This window comes from Pseudomonas sp. AC016 (assembly GCF_979253365.1).
Map to the genome: position 1 here is coordinate 422,597 of NZ_CEEDCC010000001.1, position 18,128 is coordinate 440,724.

Annotated in this window: 15 protein-coding genes; 7 read left to right on the plus strand and 8 right to left on the minus strand. The window is 58.3% G+C overall.

Going from position 1 to position 18,128, the window contains the following annotated elements:
• Window positions 1-163: 163 nt before the first annotated feature.
• Window positions 164-1,648, plus strand: a complete 1,485-nt coding sequence (locus tag AC0IXS_RS01650) for an ATPase domain-containing protein (RefSeq protein WP_057408611.1) — start codon at window positions 164-166, stop codon at window positions 1,646-1,648.
• Window positions 1,645-3,675 carry a response regulator gene (locus AC0IXS_RS01655; protein WP_057408610.1) on the plus strand — a complete coding sequence of 677 codons (2,031 nt, stop codon included), beginning with the start codon at window positions 1,645-1,647 and terminating at the stop codon, window positions 3,673-3,675. Before AC0IXS_RS01650 ends, AC0IXS_RS01655 begins: the two co-directional genes overlap by 4 nt.
• A gap of 296 nt (window positions 3,676-3,971) precedes the next feature.
• Here the strand turns inward: AC0IXS_RS01655 and AC0IXS_RS01660 are convergent, their stop codons facing one another.
• From AC0IXS_RS01660 to AC0IXS_RS01680, 5 genes are all read right to left on the minus strand, one after another.
• Complete coding sequence (locus tag AC0IXS_RS01660; RefSeq protein ID WP_004884919.1) at window positions 3,972-4,349, minus strand: response regulator; 378 nt, start codon at window positions 4,347-4,349, stop codon at window positions 3,972-3,974.
• A 112-nt stretch (window positions 4,350-4,461) separates the two neighbouring features.
• Window positions 4,462-5,643, minus strand: coding sequence for a hybrid sensor histidine kinase/response regulator (locus AC0IXS_RS01665; RefSeq protein ID WP_122430999.1), 1,182 nt, complete (start codon window positions 5,641-5,643; stop codon window positions 4,462-4,464).
• Window positions 5,637-6,251, minus strand: coding sequence for a chemotaxis protein CheB (locus AC0IXS_RS01670; protein ID WP_043306068.1), 615 nt, complete (start codon window positions 6,249-6,251; stop codon window positions 5,637-5,639). Before AC0IXS_RS01670 ends, AC0IXS_RS01665 begins: the two co-directional genes overlap by 7 nt.
• Window positions 6,248-7,069 (minus strand): CheR family methyltransferase, encoded by an 822-nt coding sequence (locus AC0IXS_RS01675; RefSeq protein ID WP_029242352.1) that lies wholly within the window; start codon window positions 7,067-7,069, stop codon window positions 6,248-6,250. The genes AC0IXS_RS01670 and AC0IXS_RS01675 overlap by 4 nt, the downstream gene beginning before the upstream one ends.
• Before the next feature lie 46 nt (window positions 7,070-7,115).
• Entirely contained in the window at window positions 7,116-10,622 is a 3,507-nt protein-coding gene (locus AC0IXS_RS01680) for a response regulator (protein ID WP_449121562.1), read from the minus strand.
• A gap of 331 nt (window positions 10,623-10,953) precedes the next feature.
• Between AC0IXS_RS01680 and AC0IXS_RS01685 the strand changes: the two genes are divergently transcribed.
• Both AC0IXS_RS01685 and AC0IXS_RS01690 read left to right on the plus strand, forming a co-directional pair.
• Window positions 10,954-11,319, plus strand: coding sequence for a response regulator (locus AC0IXS_RS01685; RefSeq protein ID WP_122414486.1), 366 nt, complete (start codon window positions 10,954-10,956; stop codon window positions 11,317-11,319).
• On the plus strand, window positions 11,306-12,637 hold the full coding sequence (locus tag AC0IXS_RS01690) for a glycosyltransferase (RefSeq protein ID WP_471823567.1): 1,332 nt from the start codon (window positions 11,306-11,308) through the stop codon (window positions 12,635-12,637). The genes AC0IXS_RS01685 and AC0IXS_RS01690 overlap by 14 nt, the downstream gene beginning before the upstream one ends.
• A gap of 85 nt (window positions 12,638-12,722) precedes the next feature.
• Here the strand turns inward: AC0IXS_RS01690 and AC0IXS_RS01695 are convergent, their stop codons facing one another.
• Window positions 12,723-13,295, minus strand: coding sequence for a DUF2442 domain-containing protein (locus AC0IXS_RS01695; protein WP_080663424.1), 573 nt, complete (start codon window positions 13,293-13,295; stop codon window positions 12,723-12,725).
• Entirely contained in the window at window positions 13,279-13,530 is a 252-nt protein-coding gene (locus AC0IXS_RS01700) for a DUF4160 domain-containing protein (protein ID WP_191957846.1), read from the minus strand. Before AC0IXS_RS01700 ends, AC0IXS_RS01695 begins: the two co-directional genes overlap by 17 nt.
• 575 nt (window positions 13,531-14,105) lie before the next feature.
• Between AC0IXS_RS01700 and AC0IXS_RS01705 the strand changes: the two genes are divergently transcribed.
• Entirely contained in the window at window positions 14,106-14,657 is a 552-nt protein-coding gene (locus AC0IXS_RS01705; protein ID WP_025995688.1) for a BRO-N domain-containing protein, read from the plus strand.
• Between the two features lie 20 nt (window positions 14,658-14,677).
• Here the strand turns inward: AC0IXS_RS01705 and cobF are convergent, their stop codons facing one another.
• On the minus strand, window positions 14,678-15,457 hold the full coding sequence (gene cobF / locus AC0IXS_RS01710; RefSeq protein WP_471823570.1) for a precorrin-6A synthase (deacetylating): 780 nt from the start codon (window positions 15,455-15,457) through the stop codon (window positions 14,678-14,680).
• 130 nt (window positions 15,458-15,587) lie between these two features.
• Here cobF and AC0IXS_RS01715 point away from each other — a divergent pair, with 130 nt between their 5' ends.
• Both AC0IXS_RS01715 and AC0IXS_RS01720 read left to right on the plus strand, forming a co-directional pair.
• Window positions 15,588-16,493: an AraC family transcriptional regulator gene (locus tag AC0IXS_RS01715; RefSeq protein ID WP_004884903.1), complete on the plus strand. Its 906-nt coding sequence runs from the start codon at window positions 15,588-15,590 to the stop codon at window positions 16,491-16,493.
• Window positions 16,494-16,732: 239 nt separating this feature from the next.
• Window positions 16,733-18,055, plus strand: coding sequence for an ABC transporter substrate-binding protein (locus AC0IXS_RS01720; protein ID WP_471823572.1), 1,323 nt, complete (start codon window positions 16,733-16,735; stop codon window positions 18,053-18,055).
• The last annotated feature ends 73 nt before the right edge of the window (window positions 18,056-18,128 follow it).

Consider the following 18,128-nt stretch of genomic DNA (forward strand, 5'->3'; position numbering starts at 1 on the left):
CGACTGCTGTCAGGCGACTGTTGTGACATTTGCCGGACCCATATGCCCTTGTGGCAAGGGCGCAGGCCAGGCGGGCCACCAAATAGTCTGAACCGTCGCAGTGCCATGATGTCCAGTAATGGGTGACACTACTACTGCTCCGTCAGTCATCAGAGGGCGATACTTGAATACGTCAAAAGCGGCAACCGGCATTGAAGGTCTGGACGACATCCTCTCGGGAGGTCTTTCACGCTGTCACGTTTTCCTTCTCGAAGGAGAACCCGGAACCGGCAAGACAACCGTAGCGCTGCAGTTCCTGCTGGCAGGCGCCCAAGCGGGCGAAACTTCGCTGTATATCACGCTTTCCGAAACCGAACGGGAGCTGCGCGACGGCGCGCGTTCCCACGGCTGGGAGCTGGATGAGCACATCAAGATTTTTGAGCTGACGCCGCCGGAAAGCCTGCTGGACGCAGACCATCATCAGAGCCTGCTGTACTCATCCGACCTGGAGCTGGGCGAAGCGACACGGCAGATTTTCGAAGTGGTCGAACGCGTCAAGCCGACCCGCGTGGTCATCGACAGCCTTTCGGAAATTCGCCTGCTGGCGCAAAGCTCGTTGCGCTATCGCCGTCAGATCCTGGCGATCAAACACTACTTTGCTCGCTACGACGCCACCGTCGTGCTGCTGGATGACCTGACCACCGAAGCGCTGGACAAGACCGTGCACAGCGTGGCTCACGGTGTCATTCGGCTCGAATCATTGACACCTGCCTATGGCGCAGAACGCAGGCGCCTGAAGATCGTCAAGTACCGTGGCCAGAAGTACCGTGGCGGCTTCCATGACTTCAATATTGCCGAGGATGGAATCCACGTCTTTCCCAGGCTGGTGGCTGCCGAGCATCGATCAGACTATTCGCGCGCTCAGTTCAGCAGCGGCATTCAGGAGCTCGACGATCTGCTGGGCGGCGGCATCGAAGGCGGTTCCAGCACGTTGATTCTCGGTCCTGCGGGCACCGGCAAGTCACTTATCTCGATGGTTTTTGCGGCTCAGGCAGTTGCACGGGGCGAGCGAGTCGGGCTGTTCATCTTTGACGAAGAGATGGGGCTGCTGTTCGAGCGCATGCTGAAGATCGGCATCGATCTGCGTGCACTGCAGGAAACCGGCAACATGCTGATCGAGCAGATCGACGCTGCCGAACTGTCGCCCGGCGAGTTCTCCCATCGCGTCAGGCGCGCAGTCGATCAAAAGCAGATCAAGACCGTCGTCATCGACAGTATCAATGGGTATCAGGCGTCCATGCCTGAAGAAAACGCACTGGTTCTGCATATGCATGAACTGCTGCTCTATCTGAACCGCCGCGGCGCCTCAACGTTCATGACCGTCGCGCAGCACGGACTGGTCGGCGACATGCGTTCGCCGGTCGACATCACCTATCTGGCCGACAGCGTCATTCTGCTGCGTTATTTCGAAGCGCTGGGCCAGGTACGCCGGGCCATTTCGATTATCAAGAAACGTACCGGCACGCACGAATCGACCATTCGTGAATACCGGATCAGTAGCAAGGGCTTGAAGATCGGTGCACCGCTGGAAGCCTTCCAGGGCGTATTGCGTGGCGTTCCTACCTATCTGGGCGAGAGCAAACCGCTGTTGACGGACGAAGACTTGTGAGTATTACGGGGCAACTTTCAGAACGGGCAATCATTCTGGCGCCCCGTGGACGGGACAGCCAGATTGCCCTGATGATTCTCAAGGAAGCCGGTTACCCGGCAATCGTTGCTCGCGACCTCAATGAGCTGGTCGCGGAATTGGAAACCGGTGCCGGCCTTGCAATTGTTGCCGACGAAGCGTTGCGTACCGTTGATATCACGCCGCTGCTCGACCTGCTGGGTCAGCAGCCCGCCTGGTCGGACTTGCCCATTGTGCTGCTGACTCACCACGGCGGCCCTGAACAGAATCCGTCGGCGCGCATGGGCAGCCTGCTGGGTAATGTCACGTTCCTTGAACGCCCCTTCCATCCCGTCACGCTGGTCAGCCTGGTGGCGACTGCGGTACGCGGGCGACGACGTCAGTACGAAGCGCGTGCACGCCTGGAAGACCTGCTGGAAAGCGAAAAACGTCTGCAAAATGCACTCAAGGCCGGACGTCTCGGCTCGTGGGAGCTGGAGTCCGAGCGACTGCAACTCACCTGCTCTGCGATCACCCGAGGTCATTATGGCCGTGAAGAGCATCAGGCTTTCACGTACGAAGACTGGCTGGGCGTCGTTTATCCTGAAGACCAGCCGCGCATGCAGTCAGCGCTGCAGCGCAGCCTGGATACCGGCGTTGATTTCATCATTGAATACCGAAATGTCTGGCCGGACGGGTCGCTCAACTGGATTGACGTGCGGGCACGCGCCATCCGCGACAAAAATGGCCGCGTCAGCTCGCTGGTCGGCGTGACCTCCGACATCACCGAGCGTAAACAGGCCGAATCCCAGCTGCGTCGCCTCAATGAAACGCTGGAACAGCAGGTCGAAGAGCGCACCTCGCAGTTACGCCACAAGGAAGAGGTGCTTCGCCAGTCGCAAAAGATGGAAGCCGTCGGCCAGTTGACCGGAGGCATTGCCCACGACTTCAACAACATGCTGACCGGCATCATCGGCAGTCTCGAGCTGATCAGGCGACGCCTGGCACGCGGGCGTACCGAGGGCCTGGATAATCTGATCGATCTGGGTGTGACCTCAGCCAACCGCGCAGCCGCCCTCACCCATCGTCTGCTGGCGTTCTCCCGCCGTCAGTCGCTGGACTCCAAGCCAGTAGAGATGAACCACCTGATCAACGCCATGGGCGAGCTGATTCAGCGCAGCGTCAACGAGAGCATCAAGCTGGAAATGCAGCTGGCGAGCGATCTTTGGACCGCGGAGGCAGACCCCAACCAGTTGGAGAACGCCCTCCTCAACCTGGTACTCAATGCCCGCGACGCGATGCCTGATGGCGGACTGCTGACGGTAGAGACTTACAACCGTCAACTGGACAAGTCCTTTACCAACGCTCATGAAAACCTGCTGCCCGGCGACTACGTCGTCCTGAGCATCACCGACAACGGCTGCGGCATGCCGGAAGCGGTCATCAGTCGCGCATTCGACCCGTTTTTCACGACCAAACCCATCGGTCAGGGCACAGGCCTTGGGCTTTCCATGATCTACGGCTTCAGCAAGCAGTCTCACGGCCATGTGGCGATCAAGAGCGAAGTCGGTCGCGGCACCACCGTGGAACTGTTCCTGCCGCGCTTCAACGGCAATCAGGACGAGGACGAACAAAGCTTCCAGAGCAATGCGGTGTACGCCAAAGATGGCGAAACCGTACTGATCGTGGAAGACGACCCGGCCGTCAGGGCGCTGGTCAGCGAGGTACTCAGTGAACTGGGGTACGCCTTCATCGAGGCCGGTGATTCTCTGTCCGCAGTGCCGATACTGGAGTCAGGGCAGCGGATCGACCTCTTGATCAGCGATGTCGGGCTTCCCGGCATGAACGGTCGTCAGCTCGCGGAAATCGCAAGGCAACTGCGACCGGAACTCAAGGTGTTGTTCATCACCGGTTACGCCGAGCATGCCGCTGCACGTTCAGGATTTCTGGACACCGGCATGCAACTGATCACCAAACCCTTCGCGTTTGATCACCTGACGTCCAAGGTGCGGGAAATGATTGAGGCTTGAGAAAGCTCAAGCCCGATAGTCCTCTGTTGCGCACCATCCAGACTCCCGGACCTCTCTCGCCATCGCGCAGCAGAAACCAGACTGTGGGAATGCTCACCGCATCTTGACGGAGCGCTGTAGCGCAGCAAACACCGAACTGTAGGAGCGCGCTTGCCCGCGATCTGCCGGGAACCGGCAGCAAAACCGACGCAAGCGGTGTGTCAGATGCAACCTGGGGCCACTGCGCAGCCCATCGCTGCCGTCGTAACCTACGAGAGCTCCTACGCCTCCGGGCGGAAACGGATTTTGGCAAACAATCAGGCCAGCAAATCCTGGATCTGCGACTGAAGCGTTTCCATGGTGAACGGCTTGGCCAGGATAGGTGCCTTGGCCGCAATCGGGCTGCCGGAATCAATGATTTCGGCGGGATAACCGCTGATGAAAATGACCTTCAATTCCGGTCGCAATTTCACGGCGGGCTCTGCAATCTGCACGCCCGAAATACCGCCAGGCAGGCGATAGTCGGTGATCATCAGGTCCAGGTGCGGTTTGGTGGCGAGAATCTCGAACGCCTGCTCACCGTTCTCGGCCTGCAGGACGCGATAGCCCACGCCCGACAGGTAATCAGCCAGCAACATCAGGATCAGGGGTTCATCTTCGACGATAAGTACGACGTTTTCTGCATCAGCGCTCATTGAACTGCCTTTGATCTTATAGATAGCTGCCAATACGACCACGGCGCGCTGCGGAGGTTGCGACGGAAATACGATAATTCCGTAATGCCATCTGTTTTTGACGACTGCCCGGTTATTGGGGCAGGCAGACGCGGAAAACCGAACCCTTGCCCTCTTCGCTTTCCACTTCGATCCGGCCGCCATGGGCCATGACGATCTGTTCCGAGATGAACAGACCGAGACCGAGTCCGGCGACTGCATGGTTGGCCGAGACACGTTCAAACTGCTGGAAGATGCGCTTCTGGTTTTCAGGAGTGATCCCGATGCCCTGATCGCGAACCTCGACACTCGCCTGCCCCGCTTCGCTGTAAACGCGGACCTCGATGGGCTTGCGAGCGCCATAGCGCAGCGCATTGGTCAGCAGGTTGGCAACCACCTGTTCAATCCTGAACTCGTCCCAGACACCAATAACCGGTTCTTCGGCGACCAGTGTGACGCTCGAGTTCGCCGCCGCGATCTGGGCCGAGAAATTTTCCAGCAGTTGAGTCACCAACTCGCACAGATCGAACGGGCTGGGCCGGATCGACAGCTTGCCTGTTCGAATGCGCGACACGTCCAGCATGTCCTCGATCAGCCGTATCAGGCTCTGAATCTGACGCTCGTCGCGCTCGACCATGGCCCGCAGCTTGTCGAGGGTGAATGCCGACATGTTGCCCTTGGCCAGGTGCAGCTTGCGCAACTGCGTTTCGAGAATCAGGCCATTGAGCGGCGTGCGCACTTCGTGGGAGACAATCGACATGAAGTCATCGCGCATGCGTATCGCGTGCTCGAGCTCACCCTGAGTGGATTGCAGGCGCTTGAGCAGCGCTTCCTGCTCATGGCGGCTGCGCTCAAGCTCCTCGACCTGCATCTTCATGGCCTTGCGCTGCCGGAACAGATCGACGAATACGTTGACCTTGCTCTTCACCGCATGGATGTCCAGCGGCTTGTGCAGGAAGTCCACCGCGCCGCTCTCATAGCCCTTGAACGCGTAATTGAGCTCGCGACCCGCAGCGCTGACGAACACGATGGGGATGCTCTTGGTCTTCTCGGTGCTGCGCATCAGCTCGGCCAGCTCGAAGCCATTCATGCCCGGCATTTGCACATCAAGGATGGCCAGCGCGAACTCATGCTGCAGCAGGAGCGACAACGCCTCGTCGGCCGACAGCGCCTTGAACACCAGCCGGTCCTCACGCTTGATCAGCGCTTCGAGGGCCAGCAGGTTCTCCGGCAGATCGTCGACGATCAGCAGTTTTGCCTGGACTTCATTTAGCATGCGATTCGTTCCAGCTCGGCCAGCAACAGGCCGATTTCGTTCAAAGACAGAAGGTAGTCCGGCGAATGCAGCGCCAGTGCGGCCTCGGGCATGGTACTCGCCTGGGCCTGCCGCGGGTCCTGAATAACCGTGAAACCTTTATAATGCTTGATTTGCAGCAATCCCTGCGCTCCGTCATTGTTGGCACCGGTCAGTAGCACGCCCGCCAGGCGCTCACCGTAGGCGTCAGAGGCCGAGTCGAACAGAATGTCGATGCTCGGTCTTGAATAGAAAACCCGGTCTTCCTGACTCAATGACAACGTACGGTCAGTCTCGACAGAGAGGTGATAACCCGACGGCGCAAAATACAACGTGCCAGGCCTGATGGTTTCCTTGTCGTCGGCTTCCTTCACCGGAAACGGCAGGCGACTCTGGAACACATGCGCCAGCTGACTGCGACGATCATCGGGCAAATGCAGCACCACAAGGATCGGCAAACCAAACCCCGGTCGCAGGCAACTGAAAATTCTCAGCAGCGCTTCGACGCCACCTGCCGAAGCACCGACCACGATCGCATCCACCACCGGCAGAACGTCGTCGGCTGAAGCCCCGGCAAACGTCGTCTTCATGATTTACGGTAAATCCGCTCAGGCTTGACCAGCGTCTCGAACGCAGTGCCATAGGCCGAAAACTCGAGCGTTTCCTTGCTGCCCAGCGCCAGGAAACCCCGGTGACAGAGCGAGTCATGAAACAACCCAAAGGCCCTATCCTGCAGTTTTTTATTGAAGTAAATCAACACGTTACGGCAGGAAATGAACTGGGTCTCGGAGAATACACTATCTGTCGCCAGACTGTGATCGGCAAAGGTCACGTTTTCACGCAGTGTTTTGTCGAAGATCGCGTAATCGTAGGCCGATGTGTAGTACTCGGTGAAATCCCGCAGCCCACCGGACTTGCGATAGTTCTCGGTATAGGCGCGCAGGTTTTCCATCGAGAAGATGCCCTGCTTGGCTTTCTCAAGCGAGCTGGGATTGATGTCGGTGGCGTAGATAATTGTACGCTCCAGCAGCCCTTCCTCGCGTAGCAGGATCGCCATTGAATACACTTCCTCACCCGTGCTGCAGCCGGCGATCCACACCTTGATGGAAGGATAGGTGCGTAGCAGCGGCACGACTTCCTGACGAATCGCCAGGAAGTGCGACGGATCACGAAACATCTCGCTCACGGGAATGGTGAGGATCTGCAGCAACTGCATGAACGCAGCCGGGTCGTGCAGCACCCGCTCCTGAAGCGCGGAGATCGTGCTGCAATCGAACTGGCGCAACGCGTGCGCCACACGGCGCTTGACCGAAGCGCCGGAATAATCCCGAAAGTCGTAGCTGTACTTGAGGTAGATCGCCTCGATGAGCAGCCTCAACTCGATCTCGGCATTGCGATCAAGGTGCATGGACGAACCCGAAAGTGTGAACGAAGACCGGTTTGGCCGTGCGCATTCAAATACGTTCCATTTTTGGCAGCCACACGCGAATCAACGAGAACAGTCGATCCAGGTCGATGGGCTTGGCCAGATAGTCGTTCGAGCCCGCCTGCAGACAACGCTCCTGGTCGTCCTTCATCGCCTTGGCCGTCACCGCAATGATCGGCAGCTTGCGCCAGCGCGGGTCCTTGCGGATCTCGATGGTGGCTTCGTAGCCATCCATCTCCGGCATCATCACGTCCATCAGCACCAGATCGATGTCTTCGACTTCATTGAGTTTTGCAATTGCCTCAAGCCCGTTACGCGCGATCTCGACCACCGCGCCCTTGTGCTCGAGTGCACTGGTCAGCGCAAAGATGTTACGCACATCGTCATCCACCACCAGAATCTTGCGCGCCTCGAACACCTTGTCACGGCTGCGGGCGGTCTTGAGCATCTTCTGACGCTCATTGGAAAGCTGGGATTCGACCTTGTGCAGGAACAGCGTCACTTCGTCGAGCAGGCGTTCCGGCGAGCGCGCACCCTTGATGATGATCGAGCGCGAATACTTCATCAGCTCGGCTTCTTCGTCACGGGTCATGTTGCGCCCGGTGTAGACAATCACCGGCGGGAACGAGCAGATTTCTTCGGTGGACATGCGCTTCAACAACTCGTCACCGAGCATGTCAGGCAGTTTGAGGTCGATGATCATGCAGTCGTAGATATTGTCGCGCAGCAGATCCAGCGCTTCCTGAGCGAAACCTACCGCCGTGATCTCGATGTCGTCATCGCCGATCAGACGCGCAATGCTGTCACGCTGCAAGGCATCGTCTTCGACCAACAGGATGCGCTTGACCTTCTGGGTCAGTTTGGCTTCCAGCTTGGCGAACACGTCCTTGAGTTCTTCGCGGGTCGTGGGCTTGACCGCATAACCAATAGCACCCATGTGCAAGGCCGCTTCCTGACGGTCTTCGACCGAGATCACGTGCACCGGAATGTGCCGGGTAGGCGCCAGCTCCTTGAGGCGCTGCAGAACCGTCAGGCCCGAGTGATCCGGCAGGCGCATGTCCAGCAGAATCGCGTCCGGCGTGAAGCGCGCGGCCAGATTGAAGCCGTCATCGGCCGCATGGGCGACCAGGCAGTAGTAGCCCAGCTCGTGAGCGAGATCGAACAGGATCTGCGCGAACCGCACTTCATCTTCGATGACCAGAATGCAGCGTTTGTCGAACGGTGCCTTCTCACGGTCATCGTCGAAGACCGGAATAGCCTCGTCCCGCACGACAACCGGCTCGACAACAGGCTTGGTAATGACTGGCGCCGGCATGACCGGCGTCGACACCACGGCAGCGATGTTCGCGCCTTGCGCCTCGGTGGATTGCTCGACGTACTGCTCTGGCAACACCAGCGTGAAGATGCTGCCCTGCCCCGGCGCACTGGTCACGCTGATCGAACCGCCCAGCAGTGCGGCCAGGTCACGGGAGATCGACAGGCCCAGCCCGGTGCCGCCGTAGCGACGGTTGGTCGTGCCGTCCGCCTGACGGAACGCTTCGAAGATGCTCTGCTGATGTTCTTCAGCGATGCCGATGCCAGAGTCACGGACGGTGAAGGCAATGCCTGAACCTGGTTGACGCGACACGATCATGCTCACGGTGCCGGTTTCGGTGAACTTGATGGCGTTGGACAGCAGGTTCTTGAGAATCTGCTCCAGTCGCTGCCGGTCGGTGTACAGCATGGTCGGGGCACCGGCCTGCATTTCGACCGTGAACTGCAGACGCTTCTCGGTCGCCAGTGGCTGGAACAGGCCACGCAAACCCTCCACCAGACGCGACACGCTGCTGTTTTCCGGCCGCACTTCCAGCTTGCCGGCCTCGACCTTGGAGATGTCCAGAATGTCGTTGATCAGATTCAACAGGTCATTGCCCGCCGAATAGATCGACTCGGCGAATTTGACCTGCTCGGCAGTCAGATTCTCGGTCGGGTTCTCGGCTAGCAGCTTGGCCAGAATCAGCGAACTGTTGAGCGGCGTGCGCAGCTCATGGGACATGTTGGCCAGGAACTCGGACTTGTATTTGCTGGAGCGTTGCAACTCATCGGCGCGGGCCTGCAATTCGACCTGTGCCTGATTCAGCTCTTCATTGTTGCGATCCAGCGCGTCGCGCTGATCGGCCAGCGCCTGGCCCTGCTCGGCCAGTTGTTCGTTGGTCTGTTCAAGCTCGGCCTGCTGGGTTTCGAGGTGCGCCTGAGATTCCTTCAGGATTCGAGACTGCTCCTCAAGCTCCTCGTTGGCCGTGCGCAGCTCTTCCTGCTGCACCTGCAACTCTTCGTTGAGCTGTTGCGTCTCGGCCAGCACTTCCTGCAGACGCTGGCGATAACGCGCCGCCTCGATGGAGGTGCCAATGTTGTCGGAGATCAGTTCAAGGAACTCGACGTCCTGTTCGGTCAGCGCGTGCAGGAAACCCAGCTCGATCACGCCGTTGACCTGGTCGTCATTGCTGGTCGGTACAACGATCACGCTGCGTGGCGAGCCGTCGCCCAGGCCGGAGCTGACCTTGAAGTAATCGACGGGCACGTCTTTCAGAGTGATGACACGATCCTGTCGTGCCGCCTGACCAACAATACCCTCATCGCTATGAATGGTCTGATCACGCTCTTCCTGTTCGCGGGAAAACCCGTAAGAGGCGATGCGGGTCAGACCGCCGTGTTCCTGACGTACGTAGACCGCCGCCACCGAAGCCCCCAGATAGCGGGCCAGAAACTGAAGGATATTGCGGCCCAGCATGCTCAGGGTCAGTTGCCCCAGCACGTGTTCGGCCAGCTCGCTTTGCCCGTTACGCAGCCACGCCACCTTCTGCAAGCGTTCAGCATTGATTTCCTGCTGCCTGAGGTTCTCGCTGTAAGTGTCGGACAGCGCCATCAGGTCACGACGACCGACCCACGCCAGGATGCCGCTGACGATAATCACGAAAACCAGATACAGCGCGACAGACATCACCGTACTGCGGGTGACCTCGGCGTTGCGGGTCAGGCGCAGTTGCTGCTCCATCTCCACGGCCTGATCGTATTCGGTACGGATCTGGTCGGTGATGCGTTTGCCCCGTCCGGCGAGGACTGGCGTCTGATAATCGCCGTTTTCGCGGCGCAGCTTGATCATTTCAAGGGCAAAGGCATTCCACTCTTCCTGCAGGGTGAGCAGGCGGCGAAAACGATCCAGCTGAGTCGGATTGTCTTCCACCAATGCCTGAAGCCCTTGAAGTTCCGCCGTCAGCAGAGGCTTGGCCACTTCATAGGGGTCGAGGAAATGTTGATCACCGGTCAGCAGAAAACCGCGCATGCCGGTTTCCATATCGATGGACAGCTTCATCGAGCGATTGGTGTTGTTGATGACCCTATCCGTATGCTCGACCCATTGAATGGCCGACAGCAGATAGCTGATCAACAGAATAAAGAAAACTGCGCTTAAAACGCCGACGCCCAAAGGCAGGCCGACGTTACGTCCCAGCAGTTTGCGGAACCGTTGCTCATCGATAACAGACGTCCGATTCATGAAAAATCCCTGACGGTTGGATCAAAACCGTAGAGTTTGCCGTAAACCCGTGAAAAAGACTCTCATTTCTCACATAGAGGATTGAATTTTCACACATAAATCGGCGATAAGCTCCTGCGCATCAGCAAGCATGGCTCTTACGCCATAGATTGCTATGCTGGTGTGCTTGGAACCGCGACAGATTGAACTTCTGCATGCATTTTATTTACTGATACAGGGACTGTATGAATAGCGGGCACGTCAGGGTCACCGGCCTTGAAATGTCCGGCAAGGCGCATAACGTTCTGCGCCCTTTGCACCACCTTTATCTTCAGGCTTTAAGGAGTCAACCATGCCGGACGCACCCAGCACCATTCTTGTGGTCGAGGATGACACTATCGTGCGAATGCTGATCGTCGACGTTCTCGAAGAGCTGGAATACACCGTGCTCGAAGCCGAAGATGCAATGACGGCGCTTGAAATCATCAAGGACGAAACAAGAACCATCGACCTGATGATGACCGATCAGGGCCTGCCTGATCTGAAAGGCACGGAGCTGGCCAAAAAAGCCAGAGCATTGCGCCCGGAACTGCCGGTGCTGTTCGCCAGCGGTTACTCGGAAAACATTGAAGTGCCTGCGGGCATGCATTCGATCGGCAAGCCGTTCTCCATCGATGATTTGCGCGACAAGGTAAAAAGCGTTCTTGACCAGCATTGATATCGACGCACCCGACAGCCCTTCCCCTTCTGCCGAGAACACCAGCCAGCGCCTGCTGATTATCGGTTACGTCTGGCCCGAGCCGCGCTCATCTGCGGCCAGCGGCCATGTGATGCAATTGATTCGCTGTTTCCTTGAGCATGGCTGGCAGATCACGTTTGCCAGCCCTGCCACAGAAGGCGAACACCGCGCCGACCTGGTCAGCCTGGGCATCACCGAAGTGCGCATCGAACTCAACAACAGCAGCTTCGATACGTTCGTCGGCGAATTGCAACCCGACGTCGTGCTGTTCGATCAGTTCATGATCGAGGAGCAGTTCGGCTGGCGTGTCGAACAGCAATGCCCCGACGCCCTGCGGGTGCTGGAGACCTCTGACCTGCAGAGCCTGCGCCACGCGCGCCATCAACGGCTGAAAGACCTGCTGAACGACGAGTCCGGCACCGCCCCTTCAGATTTATTCGAGCCGTGCGATGCCGAGCTGTTCAGCCTGATGGCTGGCGGTGATCTGGCCCAGCGTGAAATCGCGTCGCTGTACCGATGCGACCTGAACCTGATGACCTCGGACGTGGAAATCAATCTGCTGACCAGATCATTCGGCATGCCTGCATCGTTGCTGCACTGGTGCCCGCTGATGCTCGATGAGCCGTCACAGACCGCCCGGCCGTTCGACCAGCGCGCGCACTTTCTGAGTATCGGCAACTTTCGCCACGCCCCGAACTGGGATGCGGTGCTCTGGATGAAAAACGCCATCTGGCCGCTGATTCGCCAGCAGCTTCCTCAGGCGCAGCTGCATATCTACGGTGCCTACACACCGCCCAAGGCGACGGCGTTGCACAACGGGGCGCAAGGTTTCCACATCATGAACTGGGCCGAGGATGCGCTGCAGGTCATGTCGAGCGCACGTGTATGCCTGGCACCCTTGCGCTTCGGTGCCGGCATCAAGGGCAAGCTCATCGACGCCATGCTGTGTGGTACGCCATCGGTCACGACACCCATCGGTGCCGAAGCCATGAGCGGCGGACTGCCGTGGCCCGGAATCGTCGAGACCGATCCCGCGCAGATCGCTGACGCTGCGGTCCGCCTGTATCAGAGTCGAGCGCTGTGGTCAGAAGCACAGACCGCTGGCTGGGCGCTCTTGAAAGCGCGTTACCGTCACGAACAGCACTGCGCCAGCCTGATGGAACGCATCGACATATTGCGCAGCGATCTGCCGAGCCATCGACTGGCCAACTTCACCGGTTCGATGTTGCGGCACCATCACCACAAGAGCACCAAGTACATGGCGCAGTGGATCGAGGCGAAGAATCGTAAGGTTTGAGTGCTACTGCTCTTTCTGACGACATGGACCTCATTGCTCATGCCACTGTTCAGTCAGGGTGCTAGAACACCAAGACCTTGGCGTTCTAGCTCACCTTTGCGTTGTCCTCAGGACTTTTTTTCATCGTTTTTTTGCCAGCCGCGCCGACGGCGATTTTTCCGCTGTCGGTGCGTGCAACCGACCTGTCCGACCGAGACGTGATTTTTTTCGGTGTCGATACTGCTTTATCCATCTCAAGGACTTGAGTGGAAACACTACGAGGTCGCCCGCCCTTTTTCCCATTCTCACGCGCAGCCTTGGCTTTGGCGGCGCTCATTGCGGAGCCACCTTTCGTACCCAATTGGCGCGCCATCCATGAGCGACTGCCCAAGACACCTTCCAGCAGCGCAGGCACATACAAATCAGCATCCAGTTCAGGAAAATACAGCCCCAGCCCGCTCGGGCTGACTTCAATATTGTCCAGTTGATCTGGACGCGCATCACTAAGCCCCTCAGCCAATCGTGGGGGGATTGCCAATTCCACGCCTGAATTCAACATGATGATGATTCGGGAAACTCTGCGGTCGTAATGCGCCTCTACAGCGTAAGGGCCTGTTTTTAAGCGCTCGTTCATACGCCTTTCAGCCTTTGCAACATCCTGCTCAGTTAAAGGATCCATGTATTTTTCTCCACGATCTGCACATTTCATCCAGAGAGGCCATCAGTTTTTCCAACAGCGGATTCAGTTCGTGAGCCCGAAAGCCTTTCGACTCCCTTGACTCCGGCGGCCCTTCGGGACAGTTCAAATAAAATGATGCTTCACGACCACTGCCGATCACATGCACATGTGCCAGCTTGTGATCGTTGGGGTATATGACCACTCTCAATCCGTTGATACGACTCACACTGGGCATGCATTTATCCTAACCTATCCGCTTGGGTTATCAAGTAACTGGCCGTCCGCTCATCACGACATCTTGCAGCCATGCGTACGGCGTGACGTGCGGCATTACCGTCAGGAGACTACCAATTACATGGAGACGTAGGTCGAGGCGATGAGTCTCAAAATGTGAGCTCTTATGGTTTACTTGAGGTTGCCAATGCGTTTGATATCGGCGCTCATCCCTTCAGTGCTTCAGGCCTGTATAGCGGCCCGAATGCGATCTGGTAACAGCGACAATTCCCTTTCTTTCGTATGAAGTTTCCGAGAAAATCCTGACCGCTTGCGCGTGTCGATTTGCGGCTTTAAGGTGCACCGTCGCTGCAGAACAGTGACCGGATTTGACGATCCGAACCTTCATTCGCAATCGCGCTGCATGTTGCCTTTGCACTTCCTGTGTTCAAGGTGACTTCATGGCGGCTGTGCGTCGGAGACCTTCGGGTCTGCCGGTGTGCTTGAGTGAAGGCCGGTTCGTCAACCTTCGCACAGCTGCCACCCACTGCGTTTGACGACGCCGGGCAGCTCTTTTACTCAAAGGAGCTTTCACTCATGGACCTGCCACACCCCGCCTCCCCTTGCACCGACTATCTCGAACCCACGGTCTTCATCCGCCATCACCGCATGCTGCGCGCCGTCATGATCGGTGCTCAGGCCTGGTTTCCGCTGTCAGACCTTGCCCGCCTCATGGGCAAGCGCCTGGACGAACGCTCTACGCTCAAGCTTGATGCCGATCAGTCCCGCACGGCGTGGCTGCAGACCCACCAGCAGTGGGAACGCTGCCTGCTGCTCAGCGAATCCGCTGTGTTCGCCATGCTCGTCCACCATTACGTTCCCGAGAACCGTGCCCTGCGTCAGTGGCTGGTTCAGGACGTGCTTCCTGCCTTGCACGCCCGGCATCGCGAAGATTTCGACCACCCGGAATCCTGCCAGATGCGTTGGCAAGGGCGCCCGCTGAGCACACTGCAATGGCACGACGATCTGTGGATCAGACTGCGCGACGTGCCTGAGCTGGTTCAGGTGCAGACAGCTTCACACTCAGCGCCCGCCAAAGGCCCCTGGTGGAAACGGTTGATGACCCAATCCGCGCGATTCAGGGCCTGAAGTCTGTGTTCCTTGAACGGTCAGTCTGTCGTCTCCGTCGGGGGATACGGTCTGCGCAACAGATACGTATCCATCACCCAACCCTTGCGCTGCCGCGCCTCGGCGCGCAGTTGTTTGATCTGCTCGCACACATCATCGAGCCTGCCTGACACCCGTATCTCGTCCGGGGTGCCCAGGTAGGCGCCCCAGTAGATGTCCAGCCCTTTGCCGATGAAACGATCAAACGTGCAATGGGCGTCGAGCATCACCATCGCGTTGTCCGGTGCATCATCCAGACTCGCTGCGAGGCGACGGCCTGTGGTGATCAGCACCGGTTCGCCGATGCGGTTCAGCGGTATGCGGTGACTGGCGACCAGCGCCTGCACGCTGGTGATGCCGGGGATGACCTGGTATTCAAAGACTTCCCTGCCCCGCGCCAGCACCCGGTCGAGAATACGCAGGGTGCTGTCGTACAGCGCAGGATCACCCCAGACCAGAAACGCGCCTGTCTCGTCCTTGCCAAGCTCATCGGCGATCAGGCGCTCGAACAGGATGGCGCGCTGCTCGTGCCAATGCTCGACACCGCTCGCGTAGTTGCCGGGATCGTCTTCGCGGCGCGGGTCCTGGACCTGCACCAGCCGATAGTCGGTGTGAGTGATGTAGCGCTCACACATCGCCTTGCGCGATAGCAGCAGATCGTCGTCGGCGTAGCCCTTGTCGAGCAGGAACACTGCGTTCGTCCGGTTCAGGGCATTGATAGCCTGAACCGTGATCTGCTCGGGATCGCCAGCCCCTATGCCGATCAAAAGAATCTGTTTCATCGCGTCCCGCTCCTGCAATGACTGCTGTGAAGAGAGACTGATCCTAAGCGTTTTTTTCGGCGTCGGTCGGGCAATGATCTGAAAAATGAGGCACATTAACGCCCTGGCAACCACTCCAAACGGCCACGCCATGAGTAAAACAACAAGAATTGCGGATCCTTCCTATGAATTGATGGACGACCATAACGGCCTTTCGATCATTTATCGCGAGCACGGTTTTCCCTGCCCGCTGGTGCGCTGGCACTTTCACAAGGAATACGAGCTGCACCTGATCGTCGCCAGTTCCGGCAAGGTCTTCGTGGGTGATTACATCGGCAACTTCAACCCGGCCAGCCTGTTTCTGACCGGCCCCAACCTGCCGCACAACTGGATCAGCCAGATCGATGAAGACGAGGTCGTGCCCAAGCGCGACATGCTGGTCAACTTCACCGACGAGCTGCTGGAAAGCGGCAATCAGGTCTTCGCCGAACTCAGAACCCTGGCGCCGCTGCTGGAGCGTGCCCGGTACGGTATCGAGTTTCGCTGCAAGCGCACGATTCGCCAGGCCATGAGATTGATGCAGCGAATCGCCGACTCCAATGGCATTACCCGTCTGGGTCATTTCTTCATCCTGCTGGAACTGCTGGCGGCCAGCGATGATTATCAGTTGCTGTCCGGTACGGCGGTCACTCATTCGGCGGACGAGCACAGCGTCGACCGCACCAACCGGGCGGTGGATTACATCTTCGCCAACTACAGCCGGGAATTACCGCTGGAAGAAGTCGCCGAGTACCTGGGCATGAAGCCTACGTATTTCTCCAGAGTCTTCAAGCAGGCCACTGGCCGTTGCTTCGTGGAGTTCGTCAATCGCCTGCGTATCAGCAAATCCTGCGAGCTGCTGGCCGATGGTGACAAGCCTGTGACCGACGTGTGCTTCGAGTCCGGCTTCAACAACATTTCCAACTTCAACCGCCGTTTCCAGCAACTCAAGGGCATGACGCCGTCGCATTACCGGCGCCTGGCCGTCCAGCGTCTGACCGAACAAAACCTGTACTGATTCGCCCCGCCTCCTCGCCCATCGTCTACGCTCAAACATCGCCAACGCCTGTGACTGGGCGTTCGCGGCGCAGGCACGCTCGCAGACTCACTGCAAAAAAGTATCAGTGGCAGTGCGGTGCAGGATTTGTCTTTCATCGCGAACGCCGTTGTAATCAGTGCACATCTTCCTTCCTCCGGAAGAGACAAAAACAATAACCTGCCTTCTGCTGCTCTCTGGGCGTGGAAGAGGAGTGATCAATGAAGACCTCAGCAAAAGTTCTGCTTGCCAGTACCGTCCTCAGCACCTGTTTCATGGTCAGTGGCACCGCCACTGCCGGAACCGTGACCATCGCCACGGTCAACAACAGCGACATGATCCGCATGCAGCGCCTCTCCAAGACCTTCGAAGAAAAGCACCCGGACATCAAACTCAACTGGGTGGTGCTTGAAGAAAACGTCCTGCGTCAGCGCCTGACCACTGACATCGCCACCAAGGGCGGTCAGTTCGACGTACTGACCATCGGCATGTACGAAGCCTCACTGTGGGGCGCCAAGGGCTGGCTGCAGGAAATGAAAGACCTGCCCGCCAGCTACGAACTCGATGACGTGTTCCCTTCGGTGCGTGACGGTCTGTCGGTCGACGGCAAACTGTTCGCCCTGCCGTTCTATGCAGAAAGCTCGATCACCTACTATCGCAAGGACCTGTTCGAAAAGGCAGGTCTGACCATGCCAAAGCGTCCGACCTGGACCCAGATCGCCGAGTTCGCCGGCAAGCTGACTGACAAATCCAAGGAACAGTACGGTATCTGCCTGCGCGGCAAGGCCGGCTGGGGCGAGAACATGGCGCTGATCACCACCGTGGCCAACTCGTTTGGTGCGCGCTGGTTCGATGAGCAGTGGAAACCGCAGTTCGATCAGCCTGAATGGAAGAACGCGCTGAATTTCTACGTCAACACCATGAAGCAATCCGGCCCGCCGGGCGCGTCGAGCAACGGCTTCAACGAAAACCTCGCGCTGTTCAACAGCGGCAAGTGCGCCATCTGGGTGGACGCCAGCGTGGCCGGTTCCTTCGTGACCGACAAGACTCAAAGCAAGGTTGCCGATACCGTCGGCTTCACCTACGCGCCGCATGAAGTGACCGACAAGGGTTCATCCTGGATCTATTCGTGGTCTCTGGCCATTCCAGCCAGCGCCAAGAATGCCAAGGACGCTGCCGAGTTCACCCAGTGGGCGACCTCTAAAGAATACGCCGCGCTCGTGGCCGAGAAAGATGGCGTCTCCAACGTGCCGCCAGGCACCCGCGCTTCGACCTACAGCGATGAGTACAAGAAAGCGGCGCCGTTCGCCAACATCACGCTGGAATCGCTCAAGGCCGTGACGCCCAAGACACCGACCCTCAAGCCAGTGCCTTATGTCGGCATCCAGCTGGTCACGATCCCCGAGTTCCAGGCCATCGGCACCAGTGTCGGCCAGCAGTTCTCGGCCGCACTCATTGGCCAGACCTCGGTCGACGCGGCCTTGAAAAACGCGCAGACCTCCACAGAGCGCGACATGAAGCGCGCGGGCTACCCGAAGAAGTAACCGCACGCTGCAGGGCGGGAGATCCATTTCTCCCGCCCTTGCATCAAGATTCTGTGATATCCGATGGGAGCCC